This window comes from Bradyrhizobium sp. SZCCHNRI20481 (genome assembly GCF_032485055.1).
Taxonomy (GTDB): Bacteria; Pseudomonadota; Alphaproteobacteria; order Rhizobiales; family Xanthobacteraceae; genus Bradyrhizobium.
Genome location: NZ_JAUEUE010000020.1, coordinates 1 through 24383 on the forward strand (window position 1 = coordinate 1; position 24383 = coordinate 24383).

General features: G+C 64.1%; 21 protein-coding genes and 1 pseudogene. 14 read left to right on the plus strand and 8 right to left on the minus strand.

Annotation, left to right across the window (positions count from 1 at the left end; genetic code table 11):
* Positions 1-182: 182 nt before the first annotated feature.
* Both QX132_RS28075 and QX132_RS28080 read right to left on the minus strand, forming a co-directional pair.
* On the minus strand, positions 183-1376 hold the full coding sequence (locus QX132_RS28075; RefSeq protein ID WP_316163387.1) for a right-handed parallel beta-helix repeat-containing protein: 1194 nt from the start codon (positions 1374-1376) through the stop codon (positions 183-185).
* A 299-nt stretch (positions 1377-1675) separates the two neighbouring features.
* Entirely contained in the window at positions 1676-2044 is a 369-nt protein-coding gene (locus QX132_RS28080) for a hypothetical protein (protein ID WP_316163388.1), read from the minus strand.
* On the opposite strand from QX132_RS28080, the gene QX132_RS28085 reads away from it, so the two are divergent.
* Positions 2022-3209: a TCR/Tet family MFS transporter gene (locus QX132_RS28085; protein WP_316163389.1), complete on the plus strand. Its 1188-nt coding sequence runs from the start codon at positions 2022-2024 to the stop codon at positions 3207-3209. The two genes, QX132_RS28080 and QX132_RS28085, sit on opposite strands and share 23 nt — an antisense overlap.
* Positions 3209-3463, plus strand: a complete 255-nt coding sequence (locus QX132_RS28090; RefSeq protein ID WP_316163390.1) for a hypothetical protein — start codon at positions 3209-3211, stop codon at positions 3461-3463. Before QX132_RS28085 ends, QX132_RS28090 begins: the two co-directional genes overlap by 1 nt.
* A gap of 31 nt (positions 3464-3494) precedes the next feature.
* On the opposite strand, the gene QX132_RS28095 is transcribed toward QX132_RS28090, so the two are convergent.
* The gene (locus tag QX132_RS28095) at positions 3495-3887 is read right to left on the minus strand and encodes a hypothetical protein (protein ID WP_315734901.1); all 393 of its coding nucleotides are present in this window, start codon (positions 3885-3887) and stop codon (positions 3495-3497) included.
* A gap of 408 nt (positions 3888-4295) precedes the next feature.
* On the opposite strand from QX132_RS28095, the gene QX132_RS28100 reads away from it, so the two are divergent.
* On the plus strand, positions 4296-4472 hold the full coding sequence (locus QX132_RS28100) for a hypothetical protein (protein WP_315734902.1): 177 nt from the start codon (positions 4296-4298) through the stop codon (positions 4470-4472).
* A gap of 216 nt (positions 4473-4688) precedes the next feature.
* On the opposite strand, the gene QX132_RS28105 is transcribed toward QX132_RS28100, so the two are convergent.
* On the minus strand, positions 4689-5927 hold the full coding sequence (locus QX132_RS28105; RefSeq protein WP_316163391.1) for an NF038122 family metalloprotease: 1239 nt from the start codon (positions 5925-5927) through the stop codon (positions 4689-4691).
* A 251-nt stretch (positions 5928-6178) separates the two neighbouring features.
* Between QX132_RS28105 and QX132_RS28110 the strand changes: the two genes are divergently transcribed.
* Positions 6179-7129, plus strand: a complete 951-nt coding sequence (locus tag QX132_RS28110; RefSeq protein WP_316163392.1) for an aldo/keto reductase — start codon at positions 6179-6181, stop codon at positions 7127-7129.
* A gap of 292 nt (positions 7130-7421) precedes the next feature.
* A complete protein-coding gene (locus tag QX132_RS28115; RefSeq protein ID WP_316163393.1) occupies positions 7422-8585 on the plus strand; it encodes a hypothetical protein in 1164 nt (387 codons plus the stop codon).
* A gap of 42 nt (positions 8586-8627) precedes the next feature.
* Here QX132_RS28115 and QX132_RS28120 read toward each other — a convergent pair whose 3' ends face one another.
* Positions 8628-10079, minus strand: coding sequence for a HAMP domain-containing sensor histidine kinase (locus tag QX132_RS28120; protein WP_315734906.1), 1452 nt, complete (start codon positions 10077-10079; stop codon positions 8628-8630).
* Between the two features lie 5 nt (positions 10080-10084).
* A complete protein-coding gene (locus tag QX132_RS28125; RefSeq protein ID WP_315734907.1) occupies positions 10085-10756 on the minus strand; it encodes a response regulator transcription factor in 672 nt (223 codons plus the stop codon).
* A 468-nt stretch (positions 10757-11224) separates the two neighbouring features.
* On the opposite strand from QX132_RS28125, the gene QX132_RS28130 reads away from it, so the two are divergent.
* Positions 11225-12781, plus strand: a complete 1557-nt coding sequence (locus QX132_RS28130; protein ID WP_316163394.1) for a glycosyltransferase family 39 protein — start codon at positions 11225-11227, stop codon at positions 12779-12781.
* 101 nt (positions 12782-12882) lie between these two features.
* Here the strand turns inward: QX132_RS28130 and QX132_RS28135 are convergent, their stop codons facing one another.
* The gene (locus QX132_RS28135) at positions 12883-13206 is read right to left on the minus strand and encodes a hypothetical protein (RefSeq protein ID WP_316163395.1); all 324 of its coding nucleotides are present in this window, start codon (positions 13204-13206) and stop codon (positions 12883-12885) included.
* Positions 13207-13987: 781 nt separating this feature from the next.
* On the opposite strand from QX132_RS28135, the gene QX132_RS28140 reads away from it, so the two are divergent.
* Both QX132_RS28140 and draG read left to right on the plus strand, forming a co-directional pair.
* Complete coding sequence (locus QX132_RS28140) at positions 13988-14812, plus strand: NAD(+)--dinitrogen-reductase ADP-D-ribosyltransferase (RefSeq protein ID WP_316163396.1); 825 nt, start codon at positions 13988-13990, stop codon at positions 14810-14812.
* 12 nt (positions 14813-14824) lie between these two features.
* Positions 14825-15715 (plus strand): ADP-ribosyl-[dinitrogen reductase] hydrolase, encoded by an 891-nt coding sequence (gene draG, locus QX132_RS28145; RefSeq protein ID WP_316163397.1) that lies wholly within the window; start codon positions 14825-14827, stop codon positions 15713-15715.
* An 87-nt stretch (positions 15716-15802) separates the two neighbouring features.
* On the opposite strand, the gene hisC is transcribed toward draG, so the two are convergent.
* Positions 15803-16870 (minus strand): histidinol-phosphate transaminase, encoded by a 1068-nt coding sequence (gene hisC, locus QX132_RS28150; protein ID WP_316163398.1) that lies wholly within the window; start codon positions 16868-16870, stop codon positions 15803-15805.
* Between the two features lie 316 nt (positions 16871-17186).
* Between hisC and QX132_RS28155 the strand changes: the two are divergent.
* The 6 genes and pseudogenes from QX132_RS28155 to QX132_RS28180 all read left to right on the plus strand — a co-directional run bounded on the left by QX132_RS28155 (position 17187) and on the right by QX132_RS28180 (position 24383).
* Positions 17187-18546, plus strand: a pseudogene (locus QX132_RS28155) (tyrosine-type recombinase/integrase).
* Positions 18547-18821: 275 nt separating this feature from the next.
* Entirely contained in the window at positions 18822-19295 is a 474-nt protein-coding gene (locus QX132_RS28160) for a helix-turn-helix transcriptional regulator (protein WP_316163399.1), read from the plus strand.
* Positions 19296-19307: 12 nt separating this feature from the next.
* A complete protein-coding gene (gene hyfB / locus QX132_RS28165) occupies positions 19308-21323 on the plus strand; it encodes a hydrogenase 4 subunit B (protein ID WP_316163400.1) in 2016 nt (671 codons plus the stop codon).
* On the plus strand, positions 21314-22267 hold the full coding sequence (locus QX132_RS28170; RefSeq protein ID WP_316163401.1) for a respiratory chain complex I subunit 1 family protein: 954 nt from the start codon (positions 21314-21316) through the stop codon (positions 22265-22267). Before hyfB ends, QX132_RS28170 begins: the two co-directional genes overlap by 10 nt.
* Positions 22268-22269: 2 nt before the next feature.
* Positions 22270-22935 (plus strand): hydrogenase-4 component E, encoded by a 666-nt coding sequence (locus tag QX132_RS28175; RefSeq protein ID WP_315734917.1) that lies wholly within the window; start codon positions 22270-22272, stop codon positions 22933-22935.
* A complete protein-coding gene (locus QX132_RS28180) occupies positions 22935-24383 on the plus strand; it encodes a hydrogenase 4 subunit F (RefSeq protein ID WP_315735705.1) in 1449 nt (482 codons plus the stop codon). The genes QX132_RS28175 and QX132_RS28180 overlap by 1 nt, the downstream gene beginning before the upstream one ends.

A 24383-nucleotide genomic window follows, 5' to 3' on the forward strand; every position in this document is an offset into this window, starting at 1 on the left:
ATGCAGTCATGGCTCGAAATTGCACCGCGCCGAGCCCTCTCACCCCCCTAATTCGGATTCTTGCCCAGCCTCGACGGTGCAAGCCGGGAAGCGTGCGACAAACTGGCGCGACGGGCAGTTTGCGCATGATGGGGATGCGGGAATTGCCCGTCGGGCCGACGCCGACAAGAAGGAGCAAGAATCTAATTAATCTGAGGAGAACTCTCCCACGAGTTGCCAACGTATTCATTGTTGTTCTCAGACAAGAACCACCCACCATCGTTCAGGCGACGGCACACGTTGTAACTGAACTTGCACCCCCAAACGTAAACACCGCCACCCCCTGTGATGCCATCCATTCTGAACATCGAATAGCCTGATTGATTGCGCTCGAATGAGCACTTGCGAAACATGATCTGCTCGACCTCGCCAAAGAAGCTACACAGATCAAACTCACGATTGTCAGCAAACACGCAACCAGTAAACGTAATGTTCTGGCTGTTGGAAATCTTGAGAATTCCGTAGGAGCAATCCCGAACCGTCGTATTGTCAACATCAACGTCAGCACAATTCTCAAACTCAAAGCCATATGTCCCTGATCCGTACAAATCGCAATTTCTGACCTTCACTCCATTGCAATTCACAAATCTCAGAACACCACCTTGACAGTACCCAGCGCTGACATGACCTAAGGTAAGGTCAGTTATCGCGATGTTTCTGCAGTTCTCGAAAGTAATAACCCAAGAGTATTGCGGCTCGACCAGAAGCGCGGCATCATCACCTTCAATCTCGAAATGCTCCACCCCGGCGATGACAAGCTCCTTGCCATCGAAAACGCTGTTCCACCTCACGTTTTCGGTAGCAAGCGGAAAGCCATCGTTTAAAAGAATTTCGACGCTACTTACGTGGACTATACGGTGAGACGAGACACTTTGGATTAGGGCTCTAACTGTCTCAATCGAAATGGGCGGCGACTGCTGTGCCGATCGAACAGGGTTGACAGGCTTGTAAGTCAGGCGCACCGGCTCGGACATTTGACTTGCGTCGAAGAATAGCTGGACGTCGACAAACGTCGCTTTCCGCAGCTCGTCCCGAAGAACCTCAATACTAGAAATGTCCAGCGTCCACCCGAGTGTATCGGATTCATTGCTCATAACACCTACCCCCATGGTCAAGGTGCCTTGAAATGACAGATGCAAAGGCTTCTTTCGGCGGGCCGGGCCGTTCACCGGCTGAATCTGGACCAGCCAATTGTCGCGCAATACATAAGGATGAATAGCAAAGACAGGCTTCCGCTTGAAGAACGCCTCAATATATCGCTCGGCTATCGGCTTTAGGACCCAAGTAGCAAGCGCAGTGATGACCGCAACAATCGCTGTGTTTAGGTCGACTTGCATTCCTTATTCACCTAGGATCGTAAAAGATGAGGATCATTGATCCGTTCACCAATCTGGCATGGCGACCCGATTCGTCAATCTTGGGTTGCTCCCCGAACCGCTTTATTTGCTTGCCTGCACCGTATGTTCAGCCAGCAGCGATTGCGGTGACACCGGTAGACTGCACACAATTGAACGCCAGCGCGCCGCGCACTCACCGCCGGCTCATCTACCGGTGGGCACGCGTCGCCTCAAGGCAGCACTGTACCCAACTAGCCAGAGCCTAAGGCATCTCCCCAGCTCAAGCCGCCGTGGCTTGTTCACCGTCTCGATGCGATCGAGAATCTTGCCGAGATCGCGCCTCGCGATCTGGCGTCGTAGTCGGTCTGCAGATTGAGCCAGAGCTCCGGCGATGTATCGATGAATATGCATTGAATGCACCGATCGTCGTTCGGAAAAAGCGGCTTGCGCCGCCCGATCTCGGCGTGTAGACGGCGCCTGTCGCGAAAAGCGGCCGTTGCCTGCGGCCGAGTACAAGCCGTCCATCTGCCTTTTGGCATGGACCGGCCCAGCGTCTCCCACACATCAATCGCCTGACGGATCGTCAGGCTCCAGCGAGCGGTCGCGCGTGTTTGCGCCATCGGCTCGCGTGAACCGGAGCGCGCCATGACCAGGGCTGTTGCCGTCATCTATCTCACCATCGTGCTCGATGCCGTCGGCATCGGGCTGATCTTTCCGATCCTGCCTGCGCTGCTGCACGACGTGACCCACACCGGCGACGTGCCGTTCCTTCTCGGCGTCATGACGGCGCTCTACGCCGCGATGCAGTTCATCTGCGCCCCGGTGCTGGGCTCGCTGAGCGATCGGCTCGGCCGGCGCCCGCTGCTGCTGGTCTCGCTGGCCGGCGCCATCGTCAACTACCTGTTCCTGGCGGCTGCGCCCGATCTCTGGATGCTCCTGCTTGGCCGCGCCATCGCCGGCGTCACCAGCGCCAACGTCTCGGTGGCCACGGCCTACATCACCGACGTCTCGCGCGAGGACGAGCGGGCCCGCCGCTTCGGCCTCCTCAATGCGATGTTCGGCATGGGCTTCATCATCGGGCCCGTGCTCGGCGGCGCGCTCGGCGACCATTGGCTGCGGCTGCCGTTCGTCGTGGCGGCGGCATTGAACGGATGCAACGTCCTGCTGGCGTTGCTGATGCTGCCGGAATCGCGACCACCGGACCCTGGCAAGATCGAGATCGCAGTTCTGAACCCGCTGCGGCCACTGCGCTGGGTGTTCGCCGTCAAGAGCCTGCTGCCGGTCGTTCTCCTCTTCTTCCTGTTCAGCGCGACCGGCGAGGCCTATGGCGTCTGCTGGGCGCTGTGGGGCGACGACACCTTCCACTGGAGCGGTCTTTGGATCGGCCTGTCGCTCGGCACCTTCGGGGTGTGCCAGATGCTGGCCCAAATATTCCTTCCCGGTCCGGCCGTGAGATTGCTGACCGAGCGCGGCGCCATCCTGACCGGGGTCGCCTGTGTCTGCACGGCCCTCACCGCCATGGCGTTCGTCAACCGGAGCTGGATGGTCTTTGGCGCCATGCCGCTGTTCGCGCTCGGCGGCATGGGCATGCCGGCCCTGCAGTCGATCGCCACCCGGCAGGTGGACGAGGATTTGCAGGGGCAACTCCAGGGCGTGCTCGCCGCCACGGTCAGCCTCGCATCGATCGTTGCGCCGCTCGGCTTCTCGAGCCTGTACTTCGTCGTCAGGGACGATTGGCCCGGGGCGATCTGGCTGTCGGTCGTCGCCATCTACGCGATCGCCGTTCCCATCGTTCTCACGCTGCGCCCAGCCAAGCCGGCGGCTGTGCCCTGATGTATCGGAACGATCGCCGTCGCCGTCCGTTGGACCCGATGCCTCAGATCGAACTTGTAAAGCCGCTCTCTCGCGCGATGCAGATCTATCGCCGCGTGGCCGGACACGATCTCGACCAGGGAACGCGACGCGCCCTCGCGCGGCATATCCGCGGGCTGGCCGAACAAGGCGTGCATGATCCCGGCCGGCTGACCGTCTGCGGCCTCAGCTATCTGCGCAAGCTCGACCGCCAACGCGGCCGCGAACGATTCTGATAACGATCCTGATCAAGGCACGCCGCCCGTGCTAGCAGCTCGAGTCCCCACCGGCCCAGCGATAGATGCGGCTGCTCAGGGGGCCTGCTCCCATCGGGTTGCTAACCTTGATGGTCACGCGGGATCCAGAGCCGGATTTTTCGATGCGCGCCGCGACGAAGTAGTTCATCCGGATCCCATAGCTGCCGGCGACCAGGCGAAACTCCGCGAAGCCGCGGTCGCGGTGCAGTTCGCCTTCGGCTTCGATCTGTCCCTGGGCCGGGTTGCCTGGACTGAAGACCGGGACGGGCGGATTGCAGCGCTTGCCGGTCTCGATCAAGCGGCGGTAGATTTCCTCGTAGCTTTCGGAAAAGCTTCTGCTATCGGCAACGTCGCGCGAATTCAGGCCCTCCGGCGACGTCGCACATCCACCGAGCAGCGCCATGGCAGCCGCCGTCAGCGCCGCACGCAAAGCGAACTTCATTCCCATGAACCGTCCCCCAGCGCCCAACGATCGCCTCGCCCCGAGTGATCACCGTCGTCTTCACGCTACCTGAAGGATACGCGAGTTCCCGTGAACCATGCAATATGCGACGCGTCCAGACTTGGTGCTTTTGCCCCGGAGATGTCTTGACATGGCGGTCGGAGACTGAGGTTGAGGTCAACCCGCCAGCAGCGATCGTCGTCTATCGGTAGGAGCCGAACGCGGGGACCATCCGCATCGTTTGCGCGTGAGCGAAATCAGCGGCGCACCAGTTGGCTCCGATGATGGGCCGGCATTCGGAACGATCGCCGCCGGCTTCCGTTGACTTCGATGCCTCGGATCGAACTTGCCAAGCCGCTCTCGCGAGCGATGCAGATCTATCGCCGCATGGCCAGACACGATCTGGACCAGGCGACGCGGCGCGCGCCGGCGCGGCACATGCGCGGGATGGCCGATCAGGGCGTGGATGATCCCGGCCGGCTGACCGTCTGCGGTTTGAGCTATTTGCGTCAACTCAACCGACAACGCGACCGCGAGCGATCCTGACCTGTCGCGTCGGACACATGGCGATTGATCGTGAGCGGACCGCACCTCCGATCCGCCCGATCGCTTGGCTACATCACGCCTTTCAGTTCAGGCGAGTGCGACGGAGATGGCCGGGGCAAGCGCGGCCATGACGACGATGAAATGGCGGGCATGACTTAGATCGACTACGCGATGACCTTCTCGCGCCCAATCGATCCTCTGCTGGTAGCGACCGCCTCAGTTCGCACTGATCGCGTGCAGATGCATCGCGAGCATCATCGGATCGTGGTGCGGCTCGGCGGAATAGGACGCATAGGCCGTTGCGTGGTCATGGTTCGCGCCGGCATCGGTGCCATTCAGCGCAGCAGCATCGGCCTGGGCATTCGCCAGCACCTGCGCGGCGCCGGCGGCATCACCCAGCTTGGTGAGGCTGGCGGCCGTCTCGGCGGCCACGGCGGAGGCGATCGCGACGGCCTGCTGCGGCGTCTGCACCGGTGCGGCGACCCCGGCGGCGTGCGGGATCTGGGCGAGCAGCGCCTGCGTGTCGGGGGTCGAGATATTGTAGCCGAGCGTCTCCAGCACCACGAGATCGATCGGCGACAGTGTCTGCGACGTGGTCGGATTGTAGAACTCGTTCAAGGGATCGCGGGCGCCCTGGATGCCGGTGTTGAGGAAGTCGGCCGGGTCCGACATCTGGCCGTAATCGGCGATCTTGGTGAGCCCGCCGTCGAGCGAGAAATAGGCCGGCGGCGCCGAGCTGATGCTGTTGTTGATCAGATGCTGCCCCGGCTTGGTGAAGTCGAACAGGTCGAAGATGTCGAGATTGCCCGGCGACGGCACCCGTCCCAGCGCATGCGACAGTTCGTGCAGCGCGACGCCGACCAGCGACTGCGTCGGGATGTCGGTGTTGAAGACGGCGAAGCCGTCCTCCGTCGTCGTGCTGTTTGGATCGATGAGCCCGAGCACCTTGGCCTGGGCGTTGGCGACGAACACCTGGGAATGGCCCTGCACTGCCCGCCCCGTCGGCAGGTTGTCGAACACCGTGTCGCCGGCCACCGCGTGGTCCTGCAGATCGGTTCGGAGCTGCGCGTAGCTGGCGAGGACGCCATTGGAGACATTGGCGCCGGCGCCGCCGCCGGTGCCGGCGAAATCGATCGCGAGGTTGACCGTGGCCTGATCGGTGATCGCCGAGGACAGGATCGCCGCAGCCTGCTCGACGCCGACGCGGAAGCTTTCGGGCGCGGCAGCAGCGGCGGCATCGAAGGTGAGGTTGAAGGTGAGACCGCCGGTGTGAACCGAGACGGTCTCGGAGCCGTCGGCATGCACCACCGGATCCGACACCGCGCCGGGCGGCAGCACGACAGGCGGGGCGGCCGCAGCCGTATTGGTGGTCGCGTTCTTCGCCGCCGCGGCCGGATCGGGCATCATGAGGCCATCTGAGCTCAGCCCGAGCTGGTCATAGGTCAGCGTGTTCATCAGACGGACTCCTTGATCATGGCCCCCGCGTCTCCAGCTGCGAGGCGTTCGCAGGCTGCGACCATCATCGGCAAGTGAGTGAAAAGTCTGACGCTGCCGGACCCACTTCGGGGCAGCCGCGCCACGGTTTGGATGCGGCCGGACGGGCCCGCCATGCTCCTGCCGCGCTGGTCTCGCGCGACGAATGACGGCAATCTGCGGCAGGCGTCCGCGATGGATGCAGCCAACATCATTCAGATCGAGAGCCTCCCATGAAGATGCGCCCGCTCGGCCGTTCCGGCCTCAACGTTCCGCCCCTCTGCTTCGGCTGCAACGTGTTCGGCTGGACGGTGGACGAGGCGGCCTCGTTCCGCCTGCTCGACAAGGTGCTGGAGTCCGGGATCAACTTCCTCGACACGGCGGACGTCTATTCGCGCTGGGTGCCCGGCCACAGCGGCGGCGAGTCCGAGACCATCATCGGCAAGTGGATGAAGCTGCGCGGCAATCGCGATCGTGTCATCCTCGCCACCAAGGTCGGCATGGACATGGGCGACGGCAAGGTCGGGTTGAAGGCCGACTACATCGCGCGCGCGGTGGAGGACAGCCTGCGCCGGCTGCAGACCGACGTGATCGATCTCTATCAGTCGCACAAGGACGACGAGACGACGCCGCAGGAGGAGACGCTGGCGGCCTATGACAGGCTGATCAAGGCCGGCAAGGTGCGCGTGATCGGCGCCTCGAACTTTTCGGCGGAGCGGCTGCAGGCCGCGCTCGAGCTGTCGGCGAAAAGCGGCTTGCCGCGCTATGAGAGCCTGCAGCCGGAATACAGCCTCGCCGAGCGCGCATCCTACGAAGGCGCGCTGCAACGCGTCTGCGAGAACTACGGCGTCGGCGTCATCACCTTCTTCTCGCTGGCCGCCGGCTTCCTCACCGGCAAGTATCGCTCGGAGGCCGATTTCGGCAAGAGCCCGCGCGGACAGCGCGGCATCCCGAAATACATGAACGAGCGCGGCATGCGCATCCTCGCCGCGCTGGACGCGGTCGCAAGGGAGACCGGAGCGCAGCAGGCCTCGATCGCGCTGGCGTGGCTGCTGGCGAAGCCGTCGGTGACGGCGCCGATCGCCAGCGCCACCAGGCCCGAGCACGTCGACACCCTGGTGGCGGCGACGCAGCTCGCGCTGACCGCGGATCAGGTCGCGCGGCTCGACGCGGCCAGCGCGTGAGCGCCGGCGCGCGGCGCCATCATTCAGCGCCGAGCATGCGACGTTTCGACACGCACGCAGTGCGATCGTTCTCCACCGAACACGGCCTGTGATCGAGGATTCGGCGCGCTCAGCGCCGGTCCTCGATCGCGGCACTTGATCACGCTGCTCCTGCACCGCATTTTCAGCACAGCCGTGAAGCAGGCCGGGCGACTTTGCAGCATCTCGCGGATCGCCACCTCACGGCCAAACTTCGGCCGGGATCGAACTGCTAAGTCCACTGTCAATTTAGAATGTATCGAGGAAGCGTTCGGTGAATCGTGTCGCGCGCGTAGCTGTTGGCGCATTCGTATTTGCACTTGTTCTGTCATCCCTCGTGGCGCCGGCTGGCAGCGCCCGGGCGCAGCAATTGCCGCAGCGTCCGCCGGCCGGCGGCGCCGTCGGTACGCTGCCGGACCGCGAGGCGCTGAACTCCGGCACCGTCACCGTGATCACCGCGCCGATCGGCGGGCCGATGTCGGTCATGGGCTCCGACATGGCCGCGGTGCTCGACGAGGGCGAGAGCCTGCGCGTGCTGCCGATCCTCGGCAGGGGCTCGGCGCAGAACCTCATCGACATCATCATGTTGAAGAACATCGACATGGGCTTCGTCACCACCGACGCGCTGGAATTCGTGAAGACGGAATACAACATTCCAGACATTGCGCAGCGCGTGCGCTACATCGCGCAGCTCTTCCACAACGACGTCCACATCGTCGCGCGGCGCGAGATCCGCTCGCTGGAGGATCTCAATGGACGGCGGGTGTTCGCCGAGCGCTCGATCGGCCTGCCGGCGGCGCGCACGATCTTCCGCCGGCTCGGCATCCGCGCCGACATCGACTCCCAGACTGATCCGACCGGCGGGCTGCAGAAGCTGATCGACGGCCAGGGCGATGCCTGGATCGCCTCGGTGTCGAAGGACGCGCCGATCATCAAGGGCATCAAGAACGAGGGCGGCCGGCTGCATCTCCTGACGATCCCCTATGACCACGCGCTGCAGGACATCTATCTGCCGTCGTCGTTCTCGTCCGAGGAATATCCGAACCTGGTGCCGCCCGGCACCAAGGTCGAGACCGTCGCCGCCTCGACCGTGCTGATGGTCTACAATTGGCCGGAGAACAGCGAGCGCTATCGCCGCACGGCGCGGTTCGTCGACGCGCTGTTCGGCAAGATCCAGGTGCTGCAATCGCCGCCGCGGCATCCGAAATGGCGCGACACCGTGCTGTCGGCGCCGGTGCAGGGCCTGGTCCGCTTCAAGGCGGCGCAGGAATGGCTCGACGGCGCCCGCACGATGCAGTCGCCGGGCCAGGATGCCAACCCGGCCGAATTCCGCAAGTTTCTCGACGAGCGCAAGGCGCAGGCGCGGATGTCGCCGGACGAGGCCGCGAGACTCTACAGCGACTTCCTGAAGTGGCAGCGGAGCAGGGAGCCGCGCTGAGCGCGGGCCGCGCGAGGCTCGCGAGGTCGGGCCGCGGAATCGTTAAACGGAGCGCGGCGGCGGCGCGGCCTTCTCGGCTGTGCGGCGGACCGCCGGGATTGCCGCCTCGGCCGCCGCCGGTGCACCGCCCGGCTGAGGCGCGGCAGGCGCGAAGCTGAGCTCGACCGTGGTGCCGCCACCTGGCGTCTCACGCAACGCCACGCGGCCGTGATGCGTCGCCATGACCTGCGACACGATCGAGAGCCCGAGCCCCATGCCATCGCCATGGGCGCGGCCGCGCTCGAACGGCTGCAGCAGGCGCTCGGGCTGATCGGCCTGCAGGCCGGGCCCCGAATCGATCACGCTCAGGCGCGCCGACGCGTCGACCTCGACGAGAATCGGACCGCCGGCGCCGGCATGCATGACGGCGTTCCTGATCAGGTTGGAGAGCGCGACCGCCAACGCGGGCTCCGAGCCGAGGATCGAGACCGGCGCATCGCATCCGGCGAAGCCGATCTCGAGGCCGGCCTTCAGCGCCATCGGCACATGCTCGGCCGTGACGCGCCGGGCCAGCGCCACCAGATCGATCTCGGTCAGCTCGACCGGCTCCATCGAAATGCGCGCCAGTTGCAGCAGCATGGTGACGATCGACGACAGCTTCTGGTTCTCGCCGACGAGACGTGCCCGCAAGCCAGCATCCGGGATTGCCTCGAGCATGGTCCGCGCATTGGTCAGCGGCGTCCGCAGCTCATGCGCCGCGTTGGACAGGAAGTTGCGCTGCGCCTCCGCGGCATGATCGATGCGCGACAGGGCGCGATTGAACGCGGTGACCAGCGGCAGCAATTCCGCCGGCGCGTCCCGCTCGGGCAGCCGTCGGCCGTCCGGCACGCCGTCGATCATCTCGGCCGCGCGCGCCACCGCACGAACCGGGCGCGCGATCAGCGTCGGCACGAACACCAGGGCCGCGAATACCGTCACGACCAGCACCAGGATGATTGGAAGCGCAACGACCGTCGCGTCGGTCAGCGTGCCCAGCATCAGCTGCGTCGACGTATAGGCGACGCCGCCGGTCTCGATCCAGACCTCACCGACCGGCGTATTCCGAACGGCCGTCATGCGCTTGAAATTCCGCGTCTCGCCGTCGATCGCATAGGCCAGAAAGCTGGTGCCGTCCTGCGACGACGGAGGCTTGTGCGGACGCCATTTCGGAATCGGCCCGTAGCTGACCTCGCCGCTCTTGTCGGAGACAACGTACCAGAAAGTCGGGAAATCCTGGATGATCTTGTCGAGACGCGACGTCTGCTTGATGAGCAGGTGGCCGCCGGCATCGCGGGATACGGCCTCCTTCAGCGCATCGGCGACGTCGGCGGCGCCCCATGTGCCGTCATCGTCGCCGCCGAACCGGATCAGCAGGGCGGCCGCGCAGATCAGCATGATGGTGGTGACCACCCCGATCAGCGTCGCCGAGAGCAACGTGATCGAGCGGCGGATACGGCTGAGCTTCTGCCACCTCACCTGGGTCACTCGCCGCTGAGGAGATAGCCGAGGCCGCGCACCGGCCTGATGGCGGCCTTGCAATTGGCCTCGCGCAGCCGGCGGCGCAGCCGCGAGACGTGGGCCTCGATGGCATTCGACTGGATCTCGTCCTCAAAGCCGTAGGCCGCGGCTTCGAGCGTCTCGCGCAGGACCACCCGCCCGCTGCGGCGGACCAGCGCCTCAAGGATTGCCAGCTCGCGCCGCGGCACCACGATGGGCACGTCCTCGACGCAGACGGCGCGATTGACGATGTCGTAGCTCAGATTGGCGATGGAGACCGTCGCGCCGCGGTCGAGAAACAGCCGGCGCAGCACCGCCCTCGCCCGTGCCACCAGCTCGATCGGCTCGAACGGCTTGGCGACGTAGTCGTCGGCGCCTTCGTCGAGCGCACGCGCGATGTCGGCGGGGTCATCGAGCGCGGTCAGCACGACCGTCGCCGGGCTCGGCTTCTGCTGCCGCAGGTCCGGCAACAGCGCCAGCCCGTCGCCGTCCGGGAGGCCGCGGTCGATCACCACGAGCTCAAAATTGCGCACGGCGATCGCCGCACGCCCTTCGTCGAGTGTCGTGACGATGTCCGACGAGCCGAACGCCGTCGCGAGCGCATCCCGCAGCCAGATCCCCAGCTGGGGGTCATCCTCAACGACCAGAACGCGCACGCGATTCTCCCGCATCATCGACAATCGGCTGTTCCTATCATTACGGAGGGATTACAATAGGATTACGTCGGCGGTGTTCTGATACTTTTGTTTGATCGCGCAAGCGAAGTTGACTCGTTTTGCCAGCGCCGATCGCGCGCAGCTCATATACTCCACGCTGCTGGCGGGCACTGGCCCTATCGCGACATCTCCGATTGCAAGCTGAACCGCTTCTCGGCTGGCGCGATTGCGGTCGTATGACGTGCCCCGCCGCGATGATCCGTTTTTCCATCGGCCGGCAAGCCGGCGGCGTCAGCCTTTCGTAATCGTCTTGGCCGAGACTGGCACACTCAAACAAACGCCGAGGATTCGCTCGCATGGAGCCTGCCGCATGATCGACCGGACACACCGGACGGTCCGCCCCCAATTATCGGCCGCGGCCGCTCACCGAACGTCCCGTTCGACGCACCATTTTTGATGCACACCGGCATGTTCCACGAGTTTGCGTTCTCGACCGTCGCTGAACGGTCGGACAGCCATCCGGCAGCCTGGCGCATTCCATTCCTGCGCTGGCTGGACGGCATCGAGGCCGGCTGGGCGGTGCCGCTGCTGCTGACCTGCTTCGTGGCCGTGTGGACGGCCTATCTCTCGATCGCCTATGCCGGCGCCGGCCTGCATCCCGACGTTCTCGAGACCTGGACATTCGGACGGCAGTTCGCCTGGGGCTACGACAAGCATCCGCCGCTGATGGGCTGGATCGCCGGCGCCTGGACCGCCGTCTTCCCTCTCTCCGACTGGTCATTCCACCTGATGGCGATGACCAATGCGGCGCTGGCGCTGTGGTGCGTCGATCTCGTCTCGCGCCGTTTCGTCACTGGGGACAAGCGGGTGATCGTGCTGCTGCTGCTGATGCTGACGCCGGCCTATCAGTTTCACGCACAGCGCTTCAACGCCAACTCGGTGCAGCTCGCGACGTGGCCGCTCGCCACCTACTGCTTCCTGCGCGCGTTCGAAACGCGAACACTGCCCTGGGCGGCGGCCGCCGGCCTGACGGCCGCGCTCGCGCTGCTCGGCAAGTACTACTCGATCTTTCTGGTGATGAGCTTCGCATTCGCCGCCATGGCGCATCCGCAGCGACGCGCCTACTTCACGTCGGCATCGCCGTGGATCTCCGGCGTCGTGGGCCTCGCCGCGCTGTCGATGCATCTCGACTGGCTCGTCGCCAACGATGCAGCCCCCATTCAGTACGCGCTGCTGCACGCCAGGTCCAACCTGTCCACGTCGTTACGGGATTCCCTGTTCTTCCTGCTGGGGCTCGCGGCCGCGATGGCCGTGCCGGCCGCGACCTGGCTGATCGTCGCCGGCGCCAGGATCAGGTCTTTCACCACGGAGATGGCCACGCTGAACGACGGCCTCCGGCTGTTGTCATATATCGCCGTCGGCACGCTCGGCCTGCCCGTCATCAACGCGCTGGTCATGGGCACCGACCTGCCGTCGCTATGGGCGCTGCAGGGACTGTTCCTGTTCGTCGTGGTCGTCGTCTGCGGCACCAGCTATCCGATCGCGCGCTTTCATACCGTCAACATCGCGGTGCTGACGGCCGGGATCGCCGTCCTGGCTGCGATCGTTGCGGCGCCGCTCCACGCCTTCTATCGCAACAAGCACGGCTATGAGGAAGGTCGTACCTTCTACCAGCAGACCGCGCGGGAAGCGACGCGACAATGGCGGGAGTTGACGGGGAAGCCGCTCGAGCATGTCGGCGGCACCGAGAGCCTTGCGCTCGCAACCACCTTCTACAGTGCCGATCATCCCGCTTACGGTCTGCCCACCACAGCCCACCAGACCGGTGCGGACTCTGGCAGCGGAGGCTGGATTTCGCTGTGCTTCCGCGACCAGGCGGATTGCATCGCCGCCGCGGAAGCGGCGGCCGCCGGATCCGGCAACTACGTCAAGCGCGAGTTCGCGGTGCAGGCCCGGCTGCTCGGCTGGACAGGATGCACACGAACGGTGGTGGCATTCCTGGTGACACGGCCGAAGGAACCATAGGTCGAGGCAACGCTGGACGCGGCAGCCTCGTCAGCGGATCCGAACATTCGGATCAAGGACAAGGTCCCGCGTCGGCGGGACCTTGCGCTTGGGCGGCGGTCTCAGTCGTTGTCCCAGGATCCGTCGGAATAGCCGTCCCGGTAGCCGGACACATAGCCGTCGCCATAGTTGCCGTATTCCGCGTCGTACTCATAGACGCGGTGACGACGATAGACGACCCGCGGCGGCGGATAATCCTCGTAGCTGTAGACATAGGTGGGCGCGGAACGGGCGGTTGCCGCAGACCCGATCAGGGCTCCGATCGCCAGACCTCCGACGACGCCGGCCGCCACCGCCGCTCCGCGGTTGCCACCGGCATTGGCCGGCGTCGCGATCGCGCCTGCGATGGTCGAGGCCACGATCATAAGCGCGCAAATTCGTTTCATTGGGTTCTCCTTGCGATCAGCTCAGCCGTCGCTGCGGGAGACTCGCGGCCGCGGCTTACCGTATCATTACAGACGCAAGACGATGCGATCAACATGTGAGCGCGAGTGTCACCACGAGGTCCATCATTGCAGGCCGTTCGGAAGTGTGGGGCTGGGACACAAACCGAACGGCCCGCTCACTGGACTCCGACGACGTTCGAAGCCATGCGGCGCCAGATCATGATGGAAGGTGCCGCAGGTGGGACGGAGCCGACCTGATCAGGCCGGGCTTTCGGGTCTGCGGCGGCGCTCCAATGTCCTTCCGATCGAACACCACATCGAGAGACGGCGAGCCATGGCTCATCATGACACGCCGTCGATGGCGAAACCGATGTGATGTCGGTCGTAAGGACGCATCGAAGCTAGCGTCACGGCCTTACCGTAGCATTACAGTAGACGCAGATGACGCGGGCATCTCACCAGTGGACGGCCGGGAAGAATTCAACGCGATCGTGCTGATTGCCCTCCGTGCTGACACACTGCGCGCGATCGAGCAGCCGGCTTCGAATGGATCGAAGACAACGCTCTCGGCAGGCGCGCTCGATGCACTTCACAGACGAACCGCTCCGACAGCGCAACGGCGACGCAGTTGCCTGCGGGCGATTTCGAAGGCTCCAAGCGGCGGGGTTGCGGTGGTCATGGTAGCACCGGCTGGGGCGGTTGCAGCTGACAATCAGAAGCTCTCCGCCATGTCAGTACCGACGGCTTCCCTTACACTGCGCGACCCGGCATCATGCCGACCATGAACGACGCAGCACAGCGCGCCCGCCGCGGCATCGGCCATTCGACCAACCTCGTGGGGCGTCCTTCCGAGTGGCTGGCGAGCGCTGCCTTCAACGAGGCGGCGGTGCCGCTGCACATCTGGGGCGTCACCGAGATGAACCCCAGCCTGTTCACGATGCTCGATCAGGCCGAACATCTCGCCGAAGCCGGCGAAGCCTTCACCACCTACATGATGGCGATGTTCGGGCTCGATCCCGAGCAACGCGCCGCGACGTCCGGCGGCCGGCGGCGTTTCCGCTCGTCCTTCCTGCGGCTGATCCAGGGCTGGGGCTTCGACAGCAACGGCCCGGAAGGCGCCGTGCTCAAGGGCTGGGTCGAGAGCCGGTTCGGCCTCGGCCCATCGTTCCACAAGGAGGCTATCGAAGCCGTGGCAAGCCGGGCCTGGACGACCTATGTCGAGGAGAAGATGTCGAGCCGCTTCCACAACAATGCGATCTGGGTGCAGCTCGATCTGCTGTTCGAATTCTGCCAATGGGCCATGCGCCGCTTCACCTTCCCCGACCAGACGCATCTGACGCTGCATCGCGGCGTCAATTCGTTCGACGAGCATTGGATCGTGGAGCGAACGACGCGGCGCGAGGCGGTGGTCCGGCTCAACAATCTCGTCTCGTTCTCCTCCGACCGCGACACTGCCGGCTGCTTCGGCGACATGATCCTCACCGCGCGCGTCCCCGTCAGCAAGATCGTGTTCTTCAACGGCCTGCTGTCATCACATGCGCTGAAGGGCGAAGGCGAATACCTCGTAATCGGCGGCGACTACCGCGTGAGCGTCGACTATGTGTGAGCGGATCGCAGCATGACCGCACTCGATGTCGAGGAACGCGCGCTCGCGGCCTATCTCGGCTTTGCCATCGGCGACGCGCTCGGCGCCACCGTCGAGTTCATGACCCGAGACGAGATCGCCGCGCAATATGGCGTGCATCGCGACATCATCGGCGGCGGCTGGCTGAAGCTGAAGCCGGGCGAGGTCACCGACGACACCGAGATGTCGCTGGCGCTGGGACGCTCGCTGATCCGCAATGGCGGCTTCGACGCACGCGACGTCTGCGAGGAGTTCGCGGCGTGGCTCCGGACCGGGCCGGCCGATGTCGGCAACACCTGCCGCCGCGGCATCCGCCGTTACGTCATGCGCGGCACGGTCGAAGGTGTCTACGCCGAAGGCGACGCTGGCAATGGCGCGGCGATGCGCGTACTGCCCGTGGCGCTCGCGACGCTCGAGGCACCGGACAACGCCGAGACGTGGACGCTGGCGCAGGCGCGCGCCACGCACCATCATCCGTTGTCGGACGACGCCTGCGTTGCGCTGGTGCGCATGACTCATGCCTTGCTGCAGGGTGAGGGCCAGGACGCCGTCCGCCGCGAAGCCGAAGCTCTGATCGGCAAGCACCGCGCCTTCAGCTTCGTCCCCTACCCCGGGCAGAGCTCGGCCTTCATCGTCGACACCGTGCAGACCGTGCTGCACCACTATCTCGCCATCGACTCGTTCACAGAATGCCTGGTGCAGACCGTCAACCAGGGCGGCGACGCCGACACGACGGGCGCTCTCGCGGGCATGCTGGCCGGCGCCACCTATGGGCTGGCGGCGATTCCTGCGCGCTGGCGCGACAGGCTCGACCGCGACGTGGCTGCAGCCATTCACGCGCAGGTGCCGCGGCTGCTAGAAATCGCGCGCGTGCTTCGGGTCTGATGTCTGGGACCAATGGCATCCAGACTTCGCAGAGTGTGCCGGTCGTGGCGGATCGGCTCCGACCGATCGTCATCTCAGCCACAACTCTCAACCATTCTGCGCCAACACCTCGCGCAGCGCGTCCGTCAGCCGCGCGAGCTCCGTCTCCGAGCCGATGGTGATACGCAGATAGTCCGCAATCCGCGGGGCGGTGAAATGGCGGACGAGCACGGCGCGCTGACGCAAGGCCGTGGCCAGCGCCTGGCCGGAACGATCAGGATGACGGACGAAGACGAAATTGGCGCTGGACGGCAGGACCTCGAAGCCGAGACGGGCCAGCGCGGCGGTGAGGTCGGCGCGGTTCTTCATGATGACCGAGCGCGCCTGCTGGAAATGGGCGTCGTCCTCGATCGAGGCGATCGCGCCGGCCTGGGCGGGCCGACCGAGCGGGTAGGAGTTGAAGCTGTCCTTGACCCGCGTCAGGCCTTCGATCAGGCCGGCGGCGCCGATCGCGTAGCCGACGCGCAGCCCGGCCAGCGCGCGCGATTTCGACATCGTCTGCACCACCAGCAGGTTGGGATGCTCGGAGATCAAAGGGATCGCAGTCTCGGCGCCGAAATCGACATAGGCCTCGTCGATGACGACGGCCACATCGCTGTGGGCAGCAGCCAACCGTGCGATCTCGGCACGCGACAGCGCAATTCCGGTCGGCGCATTCGGATTGGCCACGATCACGGGGCCGGGGCGGTCGACATAATCGTCGATACGCACGCGCATCTCGGCATCGAGCGGAACGGTCGCGTAGTCGATCCCGAGCAGCCGGCAGTAGACCGGATAGAAGCTGTAGGTCACGTCAGGGAACAGCAGCGGCGCAGGTTGCTTCAGGAGCGCCGCAAATGTATGCGCGAGCACCTCGTCCGAGCCGTTGCCGACGAACACCTGCTCGGGTGAGACCTTGTGATAGGCCGCGAGCACCTCGCGCAGCCGCGTTGCCTGGGGATCTGGATAGAGCCGCAAGGTGTCGGCAGCGGCGGCCCGTATGGCCTCGATCGCCTTCGGCGACGGCCCGAACGGGCTCTCATTGGTGTTGAGCTTGACCAGGCCCGGGATCTGCGGCTGCTCGCCAGGCACATAGGGCGACAGCCCATGAACGAGCTCTGACCAGAAGCGACTCAAGATTGTTCTCCTGCGCACCCGAGATCCGCCAATCGACGCATCGACCGGAAGTGATGGACGTGCGAATTGAACGTGCTGTGGTTCATCGGCGAATGGCGCGCCCGGAACGTTTCGAACGTCCGACCCTCAGATTCGTAGTTCAAAAACATTGCTTCGCCACGCTATCCGACTGTACGCCACAGCGCAACGATAGACGCAAAAGTCCTTAATTTCGAGCCTTTTATCGCACATCCTCCTACAAGGTCGAGGTCGAACCGTCGAACTCCCCGATTTGCCAAAACCGTTTGAAAAACCGTTTTTGTTTCGGAGCGCTCCGATGGCCGATGTCCGTCTCCTGCTGACCGACAAAGAAATCGCTCGCCTGCCGACCCCGAGGAAGGGCTGGTATCTGGCGCGCGACACCGAACTGAAGGGCTTCTTCGTCGTCGTCGGAAAGCGGAAACGAACCTTTACCGTCCAAGGCGACCTTCGCGAGGACGGCAAGCGAGCGACGTCGATCCGGGTCGCAATCGGCGACGTCAAAGGACTCTCGACAAGGACGGCCCGAGCGACTGCCAAGGAATATCTTGCTCAGATAGGCCGGGGTCAGCATCCCAAGGCCGGGTCGAAACCGAGTCGCGTCGCGGCCAGCGGGGATAGCCCGATCGCGCATCAATCCGGCGGCATCACGCTCAGGCAAGCGTGGGAGCGATATCGCGACGCCCACATGACTAGGAAAGGCCGTAGCGAGCGCACAATCGAGAGCTATCGGGATCACGTGGAACGAATCTTCATCAAATGGCTCGATACGCCATTGAAAGATTTGGGCCGCCACCCTGCAAAGGTGGTCGAGAGACATGACGAAATCACCAAGGAGAACGGGCCATATATTGCGAATGGAAGCATGCGCACTCTCCGGGCCATCTATTCCCACGCCCGAAAAGCCAACAAGACCTTGCCGCCCGATAATCCCGTCGGGGCTATCGACTGGAATGGAGAGAAGCGACGCGACACCGGAATGGGGCCCGGTGATCTGAGGGCCTGGTTTTCCGAATTGCCGGTTTTGGACAATCCGATCCGCCGTGAATTCCATCTCTTCACGCTGCTTTCGGGGATGTCGGCCCACCGCGTTGCAGGAAACCACTCCGGGCAATATCGATTTCAAGAGACGGATCCTGCACATTCCGAAGCCCAAGGGCGGCGCGAAGCGGGCCTTCGACATTCCTCTATCTCGGGAAATGATCCGCTGCCTGATCCGAGTCATGCGCTTCGGACATCAGATGCGTCCGTCGCACGCCCGCCAATGGATATTCCCGGCCGACAGCGTGTCGGGGCACATCGTCGAGCAGAAAGAAGATCGGGCCACGCTGTCGAAATGGGGTAACGATCTACGGCAGAGCTTTCGCACCATCGCCGCCGCAGCCGGCGTGTCGGAGTTCGATGCGAAGCTGCTGATGAACCACGCAATTCCCGGCGTGAACGCAGGCTACATCACTCGCCCCAAGCTGCTGGAGGATCACCTACGACGCCAACAACAAGCGATCAGCAGTACGGTATTTGCGGCATCGAATGCGAATAGCCCAAGTATCCGTCGGTGGCTGAAATCCACCAACTCGCAACTTCTCAACCCACGTGCGAATGTTATCGCTGACGACATTCGCGGGCAACAAGGGCTGAAGTCAGCGATCGCGGAATAGCAAGAGCGCGCTCCGTGGGAGAGAGGTGCTTAGTGTCGGCTCCTAGACGCGCGAAACGCGTGTAGCGATCCGCTCTTCTGCATAGATGACGGCACAAGCTCCCCTGTGGCGGAGAGAGTATCAGTCAATCTCCATTGAAAGAGAACGCATTTTCGTTCTTCCCCGACCCAAACCCACCGATTGAGCTACGGCCGGAGAATAGGGTTTCGCCCCCGACAACGACCTGTTCCGCCAATAATCCATCATCGCCGAAAGTCCATCAAGCGAGTCGATCAATGGCCGGCCTGCAATACGCACCCTCCAATGCGTTGATGCCTGGGACAAAGTCCTCGGCAAATGAGGTCTCGAACATCAATATAGCTATACAAAACAACTTCATTGGTATAATTGATCGAACAGCTAGCACTTTTACGTGCAGTATTGATGCACAAAATATCAGTACTGGCATCTCGACGATGATCACCGCAGCACAGCTCCGCGCGGCCAGGGCGCTTCTTGACATCGACCAGCGCCAGCTTGCCGAACTGTCTGGCCTTTCGGTCCCCACGATCCAGCGTATGGAAGCGAGCGAAGGCGTCGTGCGCGGCAACGTCGATTCCTTGATGAAATTGATCGAGGCGCTGAACCAGAGCGGTATCGAACTGATCGGCGACGGAGCAGCCAGTCAGACCGGAGGCCGCGGAGTCAGGCTCAAGGAGCCCACACTCTCCGACTCGCGCCACGTGAAGGGTATGGCGAAGAGGGCATAGGATCCAATTCAGATGAGTGTCGTTGCATTCCTCATGCTCTGCGCAGCGGCGATGTTGGGGGTTGCGCTGTTGGCGGTAGCCATCGCGCGCGCGTATGCGGCGACTCGCATCATCTACGGCACCATGCTGGCGCTGTGCAGCGCGGCGACGGTTTTTTCGCTTCTCGCGCTTGCCGGCCATGCCGGCGCCCCGACTGACCTCGTTCTGCCGCTCGGCCTGCCCTGGATCGGCGCACACTTCGCGATCGATGCGCTCGCGGCCTTTTTTCTCGTTGTCGTGAATATCGGCGGCGCCGTGGCAAGTCTCTACGCGCTCGGCTACGGCGCGCACGCGGAGGAGCCGCATCGCGTGCTGCCGTTCTTTCCGGCCTTCCTCGCCGGAATGAATCTGGTCCTGCTGGCGGCTGATGCCTTCAGCTATCTGTTATCCTGGGAGTTCATGTCACTGGCCTCCTGGGCGCTCGTAATCGCGCATCATCGCGATCCCGAGAACATGCGCGCCGGCTACGTGTATCTGATCATGGCGAGCCTCGGCACGCTCGCGCTCCTGCTCGCCCTCGGCCTGCTCGCCGGGCCGGGCGGCAGTTACGACTTCGAGACGATCAGACATGGCGTGCGAACGCCGCTGACGGCTGCGATGGTCCTCGTGCTGGTCCTGATCGGTGCAGGATCCAAGGCCGGGCTGGTGCCGCTGCATGCCTGGCTGCCGCTTGCGCATCCGGCGGCGCCAAGTCACGTTTCGGCTCTGATGAGCGGCGTGATGACGAAGGTCGCAATCTACGCCTTCATCCGCATCGTGTTCGACCTTGCCGGCGACCTGCCCTGGTGGTCGGGCGCGCTGCTGCTCGCGATCGGCAGCCTGAGCGCAGTCCTCGGCGTGTTGCAGGCCCTGATGCAGGACGACGCCAAGCGGCTGCTCGCCTATTCGACCATAGAAAATATCGGCATCGTCTTCATCGGGCTCGGCCTCGCGCTGTCGTTCCGAGCCGACGGCATGAATGCGGCGGCCGCGCTGGCCATAACGGCGGCCTTGTTGCACGTGCTCAACCATTCCCTCTTCAAGAGCCTGCTGTTCTTCGGCGCCGGCGCGGTGCTGACCGCAACCGGCGAGCGCGACATGGATCGTCTCGGCGGATTGATCCACCGCATGCCGGTGACGAGCTTCCTGTTCCTGGTCGGCTGCATGGCGATCTCGGCGCTGCCGCCACTGAACGGTTTCGTATCGGAATGGCTAACCTTCCAGGCCGTGCTTCAGAGTCCCGACCTGGCGCGATGGTTGCTGAAGGTCATGGTCCCGGCGGCAGGCGGCCTGCTCGCGCTCGCAGCAGCGCTGGCGGGCGCGACCTTCGTCAAGGCCTTCGGTATCACCTTCCTCGGCCGTCCACGCAGCACGGAAGCGGGACAAGCAACGGAGGTGGACCGCTTCTCGCTCTCGGCCATGGCGACACTTGCTTTGCTCTGCCTGATCACCGGCATCGTTCCGGGCTTCATCATCGATGCCATCGCCCCGATCACGCACCAGCTTGCCGGCACGGCGCTGACGCCGCAGGGGAGCCGGCCCTGGCTCACGATCGTGCCGGAGGCCGAAACCGGCAGCTCCTATAACGGCTTGCTCGTCTTTCTCTTCATCACCACGTCCGCGCTGCTGGCGGTGTGGGCCATCCACCGCTTCGCCTCGCACGCGATCCGCCGCGGCCCGGCATGGGATTGCGGCTTTCCCGATCCCAGTCCGCTGACGCAATATTCCGGCTCGAGCTTTGCCCAGCCTATCCGCCGCGTGTTCCTAGCGCGGACTCCTGTCACGAGTGAAGAGGTCACCATGCCCGCGCCCGGCGACACACGCGCCGCCCGCTTCACGCTGACGATCGCCGATCCGGTGTGGGACTGGCTCTACGAGCCGTTTGCCGGCGCCGTCGAACGCGCCGCGCTCCAGCTCAACAAACTGCAATTCCTCACCATCCGCCGCTACCTCAGCCTTGTCTTCCTCTCCCTCGTGCTGCTCTTGCTGGTGCTGGCGATATGGAGCTGATCTCCGCCCTTCTCGTTCAGGTCTCGCAGATGATGCTGGTGCTGCTGGCGGCGCCGCTGCTGACCGGCTTCATCCGCAAGGTGAAGGCGCGCCTCCAGCGCCGCCGCGGCCCGCCGATCGTGCAGCCCTATCGCGATATCCTACGGCTCCTGAAGAAGGAGGTCGCGGTCGCGGACAATGCCTCGTGGATATTCCGCGTCGCGCCCTATCTGATCTTCGCGGCGACCTGGGTCGCCGCCGCGCTGGTGCCGACCTTCGCCAAGGGTTTGCTGTTCAGCTGGTCCGCGGACCTCATCGCCATCATCGCGCTGCTCGCCAGCGCGCGGTTTTTCCTCGCGCTCGCCGGCATGGATATCGGCACCGCCTTCGGCGGCATCGGGGCGAGCCGGGAAATGATGATCGCCTCGCTCGCCGAGCCGGCCATGCTGCTGGTCGTCTTCACCATGGCGCTGGTTGCGCACTCGACGCAGCTCTCGGCCGTGGCCGATCTGTTCGCCTCGGGCGTCGGCCTGCGTGTCTCGCTGGGCCTTGCGATGGTCGGGCTGATCATCGTCGCCATCGCCGAAAACGGCCGCGTTCCGGTCGACAACCCGGCGACCCATCTCGAACTCACCATGGTGCATGAAGCCATGGTGCTGGAATATTCAGGTCGCCACCTCGCCATGATCGAACTCGCGGCCGCGGTCAAGCTGCTGCTCTACATCTCGCTGATCGGCTGCATCTTCGTGCCGTGGACGCTGGCTGCGCCCAGCGCGAGCACCGCAAGCCATCTGACCGGATTCGCCGGCTATCTCGCCAAGCTCACTGTGTTCGGCTTTCTGCTCGGCGTGTTCGAGACCGCCATTGCGAAGATGAGGGTGTTCCGCCTACCGGATTTCGTCGGCGCTGCCTTGATGCTCGGCCTGCTCGGCACGCTGCTGTTGTTCGTATCGAGGAGCCTCTAGCAATGGCGCACGGACTGACATTCGACGTCGCGCACCTGTTGGCGGGCAGCCTGTTGCTGGTCAGCTTCCTGATGATCACACAGCACCGGCTCTATGCCCTGCTCAACGCCTTTGCGCTCCAGGCCGTGCTGCTCGCGATGTCGGTCGCCTGGCAGGCCCACGTCCAGAGCGCGCCGCATCTCTATGTCACCGCCATGATCGCGCTGGTCTTCAAGGCCGTGGTCGTGCCGGTCGGACTGCATCGCATCATCCAGCGGCTCGGCATCCATCGCGAGATCGAAACCGTGATCGGTTCCGGAACGACCATGCTGACCGGCATGGGACTGGTCGCGCTCTCGATGACGGTCATGCTGAAGGTCACCCCCGCCGCCGATCCGCTCGCACGCGAGGACCTCGCCTTCGCGCTGTCGGTCGTACTGCTCGGTCTGTTGATGATGGTGAGCCGGCGTAACGCCGTGAGCCAGGTGGTCGGCTTCATGTCGCTTGAAAACGGGCTGGTGCTCGCAGGCACCGGCGCGCGCGGCATGCCGCTGGTGGTCGAGATCAGCGTCGCCTTCTCGATCCTGATCGCCTTCTTCGTGATCGGCGTCTTCCTGTTCCGGATCCGCGAGCGCTTCGATACCGTCGATGTCCAGGCGCTGGATCGCTTTCGCGGAGAGCGCCGATGATGTTGTCCACCAACGAGGGCGTCGTCCTCGTCACCGTCATTCCGGTCGTCTCGGCCGCTGTGCTGGCCCTGCTTCCCGGCTATCGGCTGTCCGCGCGCCTCAACGTGCTGGCGTCGGGGTTGACCTTCGCGGCCTCGCTCTCGATGTTCTTCGCCGATCACATCCAGCCCGGCTCTTACCTGTTCGTCGATGAACTCAACATCGCGTTCATCGTGCTCAATACCTTCGTCGGCTTCACCACCAGCGTGTTTTCGGCAAGCTATATCGGCCACGAGCTGGCGACCGGGCGGCTGACGCCTGCATACTTGCGATTCTACCACGCCATGTTCCAGGTCATGATGGGCGGGATGAATCTCGCGCTGACCGCCAACAATATCGGCTTGATGTGGGTCGGCATCGAACTGGCGACGCTGACGACCGTGCTGATGGTCGGCATCTACCGCACCCATGAAGCGCTCGAAGCCGCCTGGAAATATTTCATTCTCGGCAGCGTCGGCATCGGGCTCGCGCTGTTCGGTACCATCCTGGTCTACATGGCTGCGCTCCCCGTGGTGGGCGAAGGCATCAACGGCATGGTCTGGACGGTGCTGGTCGCGCATGCCTCACAGTTCGATCCGGCGCTGATCAACGTCGCCTTCATATTCCTGCTGCTCGGCTACGGCACCAAGGTGGGGTTGGCGCCGCTGCACGCCTGGCTGCCGGATGCGCATGCGGAAGGGCCGACGCCGATCTCCGCGGTGTTGTCCGGCCTCCTGCTCAACGTCGCACTCTACGCAGTGCTTCGTTTCAAGATCGTGCTGGCAGCCAATCCGAGCGCGGTGGCTCCTGGCCCCCTGATGGTGACACTCGGTCTGGTGTCGCTGGTGTTCGCCGCCTTCATGCTCTACCGGCGGCGCGACATCAAACGCCTGTTCGCCTATTCCTCGATCGAGCACATGGGGATCATCACCTTTGCCTTCGGGATGGGCGGCCCGGTCGCCAATTTTGCGGGGCTGCTGCACATGGTGATGCACAGCCTTACCAAGTCGGGAATCTTCTTTGCCGTTGGCCATGTCGCGCAGATCAAGGACACGCAGAAGATCGCCGATATCCGCGGCCTGACCGCGACCCATCCGGCGCTCGGCTGGAGCCTCGTGATCGGTGTCGTGGCCATCGCCGGATTGCCGCCGTTCGGCGTCTTCATGAGCGAATTCCTAGTCGTGACCTCAACCTTCGCGCGCGAGCCACTGCTTGCCATCCCGCTCGTGTTCGGCATCCTGCTCGCGCTCGGCGCGCTGTTCTATCATCTCAACGGTATCGCCTTTGGCGTGCCGACCGGGAGCACTGCACCATCGGATGCCTCCTACATGCCGATGATCGTGCATTTCGGTCTCGTGCTGATCGCCGGAATCTTCCTCCCGCCCACGCTGGTCACGTGGTTCCGGCACGTCGCCGATATTCTGGGGTGA

Excerpts from the sequence above, each read along its gene's own strand:
- QX132_RS28105 (WP_316163391.1), bottom strand. The coding sequence starts at position 5,927 with ATGAACACGCTGACCTATGACCAGCTCGGGCTGAGCTCAGATGGCCTC.
- QX132_RS28085 (WP_316163389.1), top strand. The coding sequence starts at position 2,022 with ATGACCAGGGCTGTTGCCGTCATCTATCTCACCATCGTGCTCGATGCC.
- QX132_RS28180 (WP_315735705.1), top strand. The coding sequence starts at position 22,935 with ATGTTGTCCACCAACGAGGGCGTCGTCCTCGTCACCGTCATTCCGGTC.
- QX132_RS28075 (WP_316163387.1), bottom strand. The coding sequence starts at position 1,376 with ATGCAAGTCGACCTAAACACAGCGATTGTTGCGGTCATCACTGCGCTT.
- QX132_RS28170 (WP_316163401.1), top strand. The coding sequence starts at position 21,314 with ATGGAGCTGATCTCCGCCCTTCTCGTTCAGGTCTCGCAGATGATGCTG.
- QX132_RS28080 (WP_316163388.1), bottom strand. The coding sequence starts at position 2,044 with ATGACGGCAACAGCCCTGGTCATGGCGCGCTCCGGTTCACGCGAGCCG.
- QX132_RS28100 (WP_315734902.1), top strand. The coding sequence starts at position 4,296 with ATGCAGATCTATCGCCGCATGGCCAGACACGATCTGGACCAGGCGACG.
- hyfB (WP_316163400.1), top strand. The coding sequence starts at position 19,308 with ATGAGTGTCGTTGCATTCCTCATGCTCTGCGCAGCGGCGATGTTGGGG.
- QX132_RS28095 (WP_315734901.1), bottom strand. The coding sequence starts at position 3,887 with ATGGCGCTGCTCGGTGGATGTGCGACGTCGCCGGAGGGCCTGAATTCG.
- QX132_RS28135 (WP_316163395.1), bottom strand. The coding sequence starts at position 13,206 with ATGAAACGAATTTGCGCGCTTATGATCGTGGCCTCGACCATCGCAGGC.
- QX132_RS28130 (WP_316163394.1), top strand. The coding sequence starts at position 11,225 with ATGTTCCACGAGTTTGCGTTCTCGACCGTCGCTGAACGGTCGGACAGC.
- QX132_RS28160 (WP_316163399.1), top strand. The coding sequence starts at position 18,822 with ATGGCCGGCCTGCAATACGCACCCTCCAATGCGTTGATGCCTGGGACA.
- QX132_RS28110 (WP_316163392.1), top strand. The coding sequence starts at position 6,179 with ATGAAGATGCGCCCGCTCGGCCGTTCCGGCCTCAACGTTCCGCCCCTC.
- draG (WP_316163397.1), top strand. The coding sequence starts at position 14,825 with ATGACCGCACTCGATGTCGAGGAACGCGCGCTCGCGGCCTATCTCGGC.
- QX132_RS28090 (WP_316163390.1), top strand. The coding sequence starts at position 3,209 with ATGTATCGGAACGATCGCCGTCGCCGTCCGTTGGACCCGATGCCTCAG.
- QX132_RS28175 (WP_315734917.1), top strand. The coding sequence starts at position 22,270 with ATGGCGCACGGACTGACATTCGACGTCGCGCACCTGTTGGCGGGCAGC.
- QX132_RS28140 (WP_316163396.1), top strand. The coding sequence starts at position 13,988 with ATGAACGACGCAGCACAGCGCGCCCGCCGCGGCATCGGCCATTCGACC.